At 51.2% G+C, this 7,864-nt stretch carries 7 protein-coding genes, 1 tRNA gene and 1 pseudogene; 4 read left to right on the plus strand and 5 right to left on the minus strand.

Annotated elements, in window-relative coordinates; all coding sequences use genetic code 11:
• The 3 genes from AC5JLP_RS01190 to AC5JLP_RS01200 all read right to left on the minus strand — a co-directional run.
• A partial coding sequence (locus AC5JLP_RS01190) for a DNA methyltransferase (RefSeq protein WP_496066065.1) occupies positions 1–1,115 on the minus strand: 1,115 nt, incomplete at its 3' end.
• A complete protein-coding gene (locus tag AC5JLP_RS01195; RefSeq protein ID WP_496066066.1) occupies positions 1,099–1,515 on the minus strand; it encodes a type IIL restriction-modification enzyme MmeI in 417 nt (138 codons plus the stop codon). The genes AC5JLP_RS01195 and AC5JLP_RS01190, both read right to left, overlap by 17 nt.
• Positions 1,516–1,678: 163 nt before the next feature.
• Positions 1,679–1,858, minus strand: a complete 180-nt coding sequence (locus AC5JLP_RS01200) for a hypothetical protein (RefSeq protein WP_496066067.1) — start codon at positions 1,856–1,858, stop codon at positions 1,679–1,681.
• 139 nt (positions 1,859–1,997) lie between these two features.
• On the opposite strand from AC5JLP_RS01200, the gene AC5JLP_RS01205 reads away from it, so the two are divergent.
• From AC5JLP_RS01205 to AC5JLP_RS01215, 3 genes and pseudogenes are all read left to right on the plus strand, one after another.
• Positions 1,998–2,147 carry a hypothetical protein gene (locus AC5JLP_RS01205; RefSeq protein WP_496066068.1) on the plus strand — a complete coding sequence of 50 codons (150 nt, stop codon included), beginning with the start codon at positions 1,998–2,000 and terminating at the stop codon, positions 2,145–2,147.
• Between the two features lie 284 nt (positions 2,148–2,431).
• Positions 2,432–4,393 (plus strand): annotated as a pseudogene (cas12k, locus tag AC5JLP_RS01210) (type V CRISPR-associated protein Cas12k).
• A 630-nt stretch (positions 4,394–5,023) separates the two neighbouring features.
• Positions 5,024–5,209, plus strand: a complete 186-nt coding sequence (locus AC5JLP_RS01215; RefSeq protein ID WP_496066069.1) for a hypothetical protein — start codon at positions 5,024–5,026, stop codon at positions 5,207–5,209.
• A 329-nt stretch (positions 5,210–5,538) separates the two neighbouring features.
• Here the strand turns inward: AC5JLP_RS01215 and AC5JLP_RS01220 are convergent.
• A tRNA-Thr gene (locus AC5JLP_RS01220) sits at positions 5,539–5,610 on the minus strand.
• 89 nt (positions 5,611–5,699) lie between these two features.
• Between AC5JLP_RS01220 and AC5JLP_RS01225 the strand changes: the two genes are divergently transcribed.
• Positions 5,700–5,999 carry a DUF3493 domain-containing protein gene (locus tag AC5JLP_RS01225; RefSeq protein WP_496066070.1) on the plus strand — a complete coding sequence of 100 codons (300 nt, stop codon included), beginning with the start codon at positions 5,700–5,702 and terminating at the stop codon, positions 5,997–5,999.
• 61 nt (positions 6,000–6,060) lie between these two features.
• Here AC5JLP_RS01225 and AC5JLP_RS01230 read toward each other — a convergent pair whose 3' ends face one another.
• Positions 6,061–7,770 carry a DUF1565 domain-containing protein gene (locus AC5JLP_RS01230; RefSeq protein WP_496066071.1) on the minus strand — a complete coding sequence of 570 codons (1,710 nt, stop codon included), beginning with the start codon at positions 7,768–7,770 and terminating at the stop codon, positions 6,061–6,063.
• Positions 7,771–7,864: the final 94 nt, after the last annotated feature.

A 7,864-nucleotide genomic window follows, 5' to 3' on the forward strand; every position in this document is an offset into this window, starting at 1 on the left:
AAAAGGAGGAGAAAATTGATGCTTGAAATCGGTCTATGTAATTGACATTTCACAAAGTGCCATTGCAGATACCCAATCCAGATCACCAGTTCGGCAATGGCGGCGGCTCTGGGGTTAATTTCAATCCCCAAAAACTGCGCTGGGTTCACCTGTTTATGCCCTGCCAGCCGTGGATCAAACGCCTCTAACAGGTTAATCTCTCGTTGCCCCACCACATCCAGCAGGCGGGTTTCCACCTCCCGTTCCAGCGTCTTCAGCAAATCCAGCGTCACATACAAAAAATTGCCCGACCCACAGGCAGGGTCAAGAATGCGAACGGTTCGCAGCTTCGCCAAAAACGCCTCAATCTCATCCACTGCTTTTTGTCGTTGCGTCTTCGTCGGTGACTCTTGCCCGTCCTTCAGCATCAGCAGTCGATCGACCTCTGTCTCCACCAGCAGCCACTCTTCTTGCAACGGCTCCATCACCACTGGACGCACTAACCGTTCCACATAGGATCGGGGCGTGTAGTGTGCTCCCAAGCGGCTCCGCTCCTTCTTGTCCAGCGCCCGCTCCAGCAACGTCCCAAAAATGGCAGGCTCTACCTCCGCCCAGTCCTTTTCCGCTGCTTCATACAGCGTTTCTAGCTGTGCTTTTGGTAGGTCAAATGCCGTCGCCTCCGCAAAAAAGCTCCCGTTGAACCGCAAAATGCGCTCAAACCCAAAATTGCCACCCGTGTTCATCGTCTGCCAAAGGCTCTCAATCTCTGGCTGAAACAGTTTTGGTTCAGTAAGCCACCGTTCCTTCAACGCCTTCGTAAAAACCTCACCTCGCAGCAGATCCACATCTTCCGCAAACATCGTGAAGATACAGCGCATCAAGAAGTTGGCAACCTCCTGCGGCTCATTGCCCTGCTCCTCTAACCACCGCGCCAGCTTCGCTAACGTAGCGGCAACCTCCCGCATCACTTTTGCCCGATACTTCTCCGGATTCAGGCTTTGCGGATCGTTGAAGATGGCAACAAAGCGATCGAAGACCTTCTCATCCAGCAGTCGATCGATCACAATGGTTTCCCGTGCCCCATAGCCACCATAGTTGCCGCTAAAGCTCATCCACACTTCAAAGTGAGAAGCCAATATCGCAGGTCATTACAAAGGGTGGCTTTTGCGTCAAAAACGGCGTGTAGCTGAGTGCCTGATAAAAGGCTTTCTCCATCGCCGTGTCGTAGGTCTTCGTACCCCGCTTTGCTGTGCCCTTGTTAGAAGCACTCCCGCCCTGTTTCGCCTCAATCAGGAAATGTCCTTCCTTGTAGAAATCAGCGTAGTTCGTGCTGAAGCCATCTTTATGAATGACACGAATATCCTTGTCAAAAGCATAGGGATCGCCGGGAATATTGCCCTTTGGCGGTGGGCGATCAACTCCCAACGCATCACACAGATCACGAAAGAAGCCCTGATAGTTGGCTCGCTCATTTCCCTGAGAGCCTTGCCACGTTTTGAGAAAGTGCTGGACTCGTTGCCGATCTGAGTCGTCCATCCGGTATTCCTAAGCTTGCATAGGGCAGCATCACAACGGGAGCACGTTCTACTACCTTAACTCCCCATACAGTGTTGCCACAGTCACAGCCGGATCGAACAGATTCTTTAAAGAGTCATTACAGTCCGCTTAAAAAGGCTCTGCGCGTCAGCAATTACAGCACTCATGCTCCAAAAAAAGCATGGTCATTTAAGCGCTCATCCGGTGGCTTCTCCACTCGCTCTGGACCGCACGATTCTGGAAGATCGCAAAACTGACACTCCTGAAAACCAAGCACTTTACGGGCTGGTGCGGGATGGCTGAGGGCGATCGCCTCCGAATGAGCTTTAAATTCAGCCTTCACGACTCGCCAGAACGCTGATGTCCCTATGCCGCTACAGAGGCGAAACTAACAAGCTGACAGCTTTGGGCAACAACAACGGATCCTCGACAACATGACAAGAAATACTTGCCATCTGACAAGCCTTAAAGAGCGATTCTCCGTGGCTTCTTCTGATACATTTCCCGCAAAACCCTTAAATACTCTGGCTCAGTCTCGATCGTCGTCCAAATATGGTGAGCTAGAGCCAGCTTTTGCTGATGCTTCTCATTGGGAAACCGACGATGCTCTCCCTGCGAAAACCAGTGGTTAACTGTTGTCAATGAGCAGTCGCAGATGAACGCTAGTTCTTCCCGTGACACCGCCCAAAGCCGTAGAAATGCCTCAAGTTCCATTAATTCGTTATGCACCAGAGCCGATAAAGCCGTGATGCACACCAGTGTGTAGGAGACGGAGAAGGAGCAAGAGTTATGCCAACTATTTTGTCACTGTGACAAGCTTTAGAGTATGATACCTCACAGAATAACAGTACATTTGAACCACTAGCAGACAACCTAAAACATTTGAGTAGCTTGCTACCCTGGGTCATTGCCAACCATGAGCATCATTACCATTCATTGCCGCCTTGTCGCCTCTGAGCCTGTTCGTCGCCACCTCTGGCACCTCATGACCGAGAGCAATACTCCCCTGGTTAGCGATCTGCTGAAACAAGTCAGCCAGCATCCCGATTTTGAGACCTGGCAACGCCGAGGAACTGTCCCCGAAAAAGTCGTTAAAGAACTTTGTGAACCACTCAAGGCACTTTATCCAGGGCAGCCTGGACGCTTCTACGCTTCGGCAATCTCGATGGTGACCTATACCTATGAATCATGGTTGGCGCTCCAGCAGAATCGCCGCCGCCGACTGGATGGCAAACAAAAGTGGCTGAATGTGGTGAAGAGTGATGCGGCACTACTTGAACTCAGCAGCACCACTCTCGAAGCGATCAAAGAGAGGGCACAAACGGTTCTGAAGCAACTCAATATAGAGCCTGAAACGCAAGCAGCTTCCAACCCTAAGAAGCGTAAGGCAGCACCACAGCAGGCTCAGTCTGCTAACAAAGCAAGTCCCATGACGCGTTTGTTTGAAGCTTATGATGCTACAGACGATACCCTGAACCGCTGCGTGATCGCCTATCTGATCAAAAATGGCTGCAAAATCCTTGAGATTGAGGAAGACCCAGAGAAATTTGCCCACCGCCTTCACCGCAAGCAGAAAGAGGTCGAGCAACTTGAGGCTCAGCTTCAGGCTCGCCTACCGAAAGGACGGGATCTAACCGGGGAAGAGTTTATGGAGACATTGGCGATCGCGACACAGCAGGTTTCCGAAAGCGTCGCCCAAGCACGCGAGTGGCAAGCCAAACTGCTCACATGACCCCCCTCTTTGCCCTATCCCATCATCTACGGCAGTTCTACAGATGTATTCTGGGGCAAGACAGCAAACGGTAGAATTGCCGTCAGCTTCATCGGCATCAATAAGTACCTTAAAGCGGCTGATCCTGACATCAAAGAATGGTTCAAGACCAACAAAGAATACCTATTCCAGTTGTACTGCGACCAACGGCAACTGCCTTTCTTTCGGCGTTTTTTAGATGATTGGCAAGTCTACCAAGCCAATAAAGCTACCTATCCGGCAGGCTTACTCACCCTCAGTTCAGCCATGCTGGCTTGGAGAGAAGGCGAGGGTAAGGGTGAACCCTGGCATGTAAACCATCTTGCCCTTTACTGCTCGTTCGATACTCGCTTGATGACCGCAGAGGGCACTCTGGAAGTCTAGCAGGAGAAGCTAGCTAAAGCTACCAGGAACCGAACTCTTGAAACCTCTGACCACGAGTTGACAGAACACCAGCAAAAGTTCCAGCAGCGCAATGCCTCCACTCTTAGCCGCCCGACAAATTTGCCCCATCGTCCCGGCCAAAAACCTTATTGGGGCAAACCTGAAATTTTGGTAGGACTCAGTCTTGGGTTGGCTTATCCCGTCACAGCCGCCGTTGTCAATGCTAGCACAGGCGATGCACTGACCTATTGCACGCCTCGCACCTTGCTGGGCGATCGCTACCACCTGCTCAACCGTCATCGCCAGCAGCAGCAGCAAAATGCTCTACAACGTCACAAAAATCAGCAACGGGGTGTGGCGTACCAACCTTCAGAATCAGAACTGGGCCAGTATGTCGATCGCTTACTGGCTAAGGCCATCATCCAACTCACCCAAACTTATCAAGCAGGCAGCATCGTGATTCCAAACCTGACACACCTGCGAGAACTACTCGCCAGTGAAATTACAGCAAAGGCAGCACAGAAGTCGAGCGTAGTTGAGGTTCAAAACAAGTACGCAAAAGAGCACCGCCAGAACATCCATCGCTGGAGCTACAACCGACTCATTGAAGCGATCCGTAGTAAAGCGCAGCAACTTGGCATCACCGTTGAGTCAGGCTTTCAGCCGCTCCAAGGCAAACCGCAAGCACAAGCACAAGAGATGGCGATCGCTGCCTATCACGCCCGTGTGATCGCTACAAAGTAAGTGCATGCTAGTACGTTTGAACCTGGACAAGTTAATATACGGAACAATAGCGCCTCAGTTCAAGCTTTTTGAGCCGCTGAACTGTGAAAAATGAGGGTCAGTTTGGTCGTCGCAAGACGACTGTGCTTTCCGACCCTGGTAGCTGTCCGCTCACTGACTGCCGTCTTGGCGCAGACTTCATTTTGAGGTTTGTGTGGGGATGGGAAGCTGCATTCGTTGAGTCCGTTCTTCAAATGTAGCGCAGGTGCGCACCCAGCAGAAGTGAGTTCAGCCTTCACTGTGTGAAGGTACGGGAGCATCATCGCTTCAATTTATTGAAGCAGACGGTGTGACTGGAGTGGCAGCTACCGCTGATACGGAATCCGATTTGTTGCTCTCACTGGCAGAGCAAAAAGCTGTTCACCTGTGAATAGCGGTCTCTAAAGAAAGAGGCATCTGAATCGGATTCCGTATCAATCGCCTCCGAGCAAGGAGGAGTCCTCCATCATTTTTTTGGCAAACCGAAGCGAGGTCAAAAACCCCTGGAGGTTTGCCAGAATCCAAAATCCCTCTGCTGGCGCGACTTTCATCCCTTTGAAAGCACCAAAGCCCTCCTCTAGAAGAAGGTAGCACGGCAGTTTTTTAGCAGGTTTGCCAAAACTTACTTTGGAAAGCTTGCAGGACAAGGGTTTTGGCTTTGGGAGTCGCCATCGCCCTCCCAGAGGTGGGTGGGCTGAAAGTGTGGAATACGAGTGGCGCTGTCTAACCCATCCAGGTCGCCATCGCCCTCCCAGAGGTGGGCGGGCTGAAAGTATCAGCATGGAGGGTCGATCGTGATGCTGGCAGAGGTCACCATTGCCCTCCCGGAGATAGGCGGGCGGGCTTATTTCTAGAACGGGAGTATTACGCTCAGCCTATTGGGTTGAAGGAATAGAGCTTGAATTTTGAGGGGGACTGAAAGGAGCACTCGATTCGTAAATTAGACAACACTGTTGTTTCTAAGGAAGTTGTTTCTAAGGAAGCAAAGGAGTTCTTGAAAGCGATATTAATTCGCGAGCTGCATGAATTTACTAAAAAGCGACATTAATTCGCGAATCGAACCAGAAAAAGGCCAGAACGACATCAATCCGCGAATTGCGACATTTAATGTGCGAACGTACACTTGAAGCCGATGGCGGGATTTGAACCCGCGACCGCTCGATTACGAATCGAGTGCTCTACCACTGAGCCACATCGGCATAACGATTAATCAGTATAACAGGCTTGGTGATTTCAAGGAGTATCGGTGTAGGGTATAGAGTGTAGGGCTAGAAAGATTTGTAAGCTGATGGCAGAAAAACCTCCAGGAAGGGTTAGCAATCGCTCAACGCTGCAACAGACAGACCCTGAGAAGTATGCGTTTTTGAAAGCGGAAGCAGAAGCGCCCTACCGGGGATTGCGGAAGTTTGTGTACATTAGCTTTGCCGCATCTGGTGCGATCGGTGGGTTTATTTTTTTAACAAAACTGTTGGCAGGACAAGACGTTAGCGATACGTTACCAAATCTGGCACTCCAAATTGGTGTGGTAGCACTCATGGTCTGGCTCTTTCGCCTTGAAAGCAAAGCGGGACGCAAGCCAGATTCCTGATGCTTTGAAAAGCAATCAGCGGTCAGCAATCAGCCTTAAGCCTTCGGGCTTGCCTCACTCTTTATGGAGTCATCACAATATACGGTGACGCGATCGCGTTTGCTTTGCCTGCGTTGACCATTGCCTGATACACAAACGCGGCGACTTCGGCGCGGGTAGCATTGCGAGTGGGGTTAAGCTGTACCAGCGTTGGGTAATTGACCACGATTTTGCGTTGGGTGGCGGCGGCAACGGCTGTGGTTGCCCAAGATGGAATCTGTGCGGCGTCGCGGTATTTAGAAAGGGCACCCGTGCTGCTGGCGTTGAAGCTCAGCCCATTGGCTAGAGCAACCAGTACTTCAACCCTCGGAATTGCCTGATTGGGACGAAAAGCGCCGTTCGGATAGCCCCGCATAAATTGCCCCCTTGCTGCGGACTGGATTGCTGAGTAGCCCCAAAAACTGCTGTTGACATCTTTAAAGCGTGTCGCTGACTGTTTGGCTGAAGGTGCGAAGGCTTTGTCAACGATGGCAGCAAACTGCACGCGCGTAACCGGGTCATCGGGGTGAAACGTCCCACCGGGGAAGCCGCTGATAATCTTTCGTTTCGCCAAAGCAGCGATGTAAGCCTGCGCCCAGTGCCCTTGCACGTCAGTGAATTGTTCCGAATCGCCAGAGGCGATCGCAGGCGCAACAAAGGCAACACGACCAGACACTTTTCTCGGATCCATCGTGTTTCCAACTGAATACAGCGTGCCGTTTGTTGTGTTGTTAAGATCATACTGGCGATTATTGCGAACTGTGTTGTTGCCATCATTACCAGATGTGCCAAGGTCTGGTTGGGCATTGATGGTAGCAACAATGCCATCTCGCTTGTTATTTTCAATGACGTTGTTTCGCAAGATGGGCCGGGCAGAGTCATTAATGTAAAGACCGTCTGTGTTCTCAATGATGCGATTGCTATTGACTCTAGGGGCAGCGCTACCGCCGATCGCCAAACCAAACCCCGTATTTTGAAACACATTGCCGCTAATTTCTCCAGTGGCACGATTGGCAACAGAAATACCATTACCACCATTTTGGGTAAACACGCTGCCTGAAATGACAGGGTTAGCTGTACCCATGATGAAAATGCCTTCCCGATTGTTGCGGTTAAACGTGCAGTTTTGAATCCTGGCATTGACGGATTCGACCCATATTCCTGTACCACGTAGGTTGGGGTTGGTCACTGAAATACCGCGAATCTCGGTATCCTTACCTGCCTGAAGCGTGACATTTTGGCGGGCAAACGTGGGACTGATGAGATTGCCACCGCCGATAATTGCTACCGTCTGTCCCTTTTCTGATTCTTCGCCCCGCAGCACCACTCCGGGCGGTACCGTCAGTGGAAAGACCTCACCCGATGCTTCCGTGTAGCTGCCTCGCGCGAGTTGAACGTAGGTTCCTGGCATTGCTTGTCGCAGGGCGTAGGCGATCGTGCGGTAGGGCGTATTCTCGGTCCCCGCTCTAGAGGCATCGGTACCAGAAGCTGGGTTGACGTAAAGGATGGTTGCCGAAAGCGGTGTCTGAGCCAGTAAGATCGGCTCACTCATGAGTCGAGCTTCTTCTAAAGCCAATGCGGCGGCATTCAGTCCTTGTCCACTGATCAAAAGCAAGGCAATGACCCCAAGACAACGGCTCAAGCGCCTGGCTGAACGATTCCAGGTTGGGTTCTGTTCTCGAATAAGCTGTTTTGTCTGTGGTGCAGCACTGATTTGTTTGAACTGATTAAACTCAAAGCTCTGGTACGACATAACGTGTGCGCTGATGACTGATTGTAAAAAATTAACCGTACATTAGACCACTTGCACATTAGCTTACTGGCTGCACGAGAGACCGTTCAAAGTT

Source organism: Stenomitos rutilans, assembly GCF_059505485.1.

Coding starts and splice junctions, on each gene's coding strand:
- AC5JLP_RS01225 (WP_496066070.1), top strand. CDS start 5,700: ATGGCAGAAAAACCTCCAGGAAGGGTTAGCAATCGCTCAACGCTGCAA.
- AC5JLP_RS01230 (WP_496066071.1), bottom strand. CDS start 7,770: ATGTCGTACCAGAGCTTTGAGTTTAATCAGTTCAAACAAATCAGTGCT.
- AC5JLP_RS01195 (WP_496066066.1), bottom strand. CDS start 1,515: ATGGACGACTCAGATCGGCAACGAGTCCAGCACTTTCTCAAAACGTGG.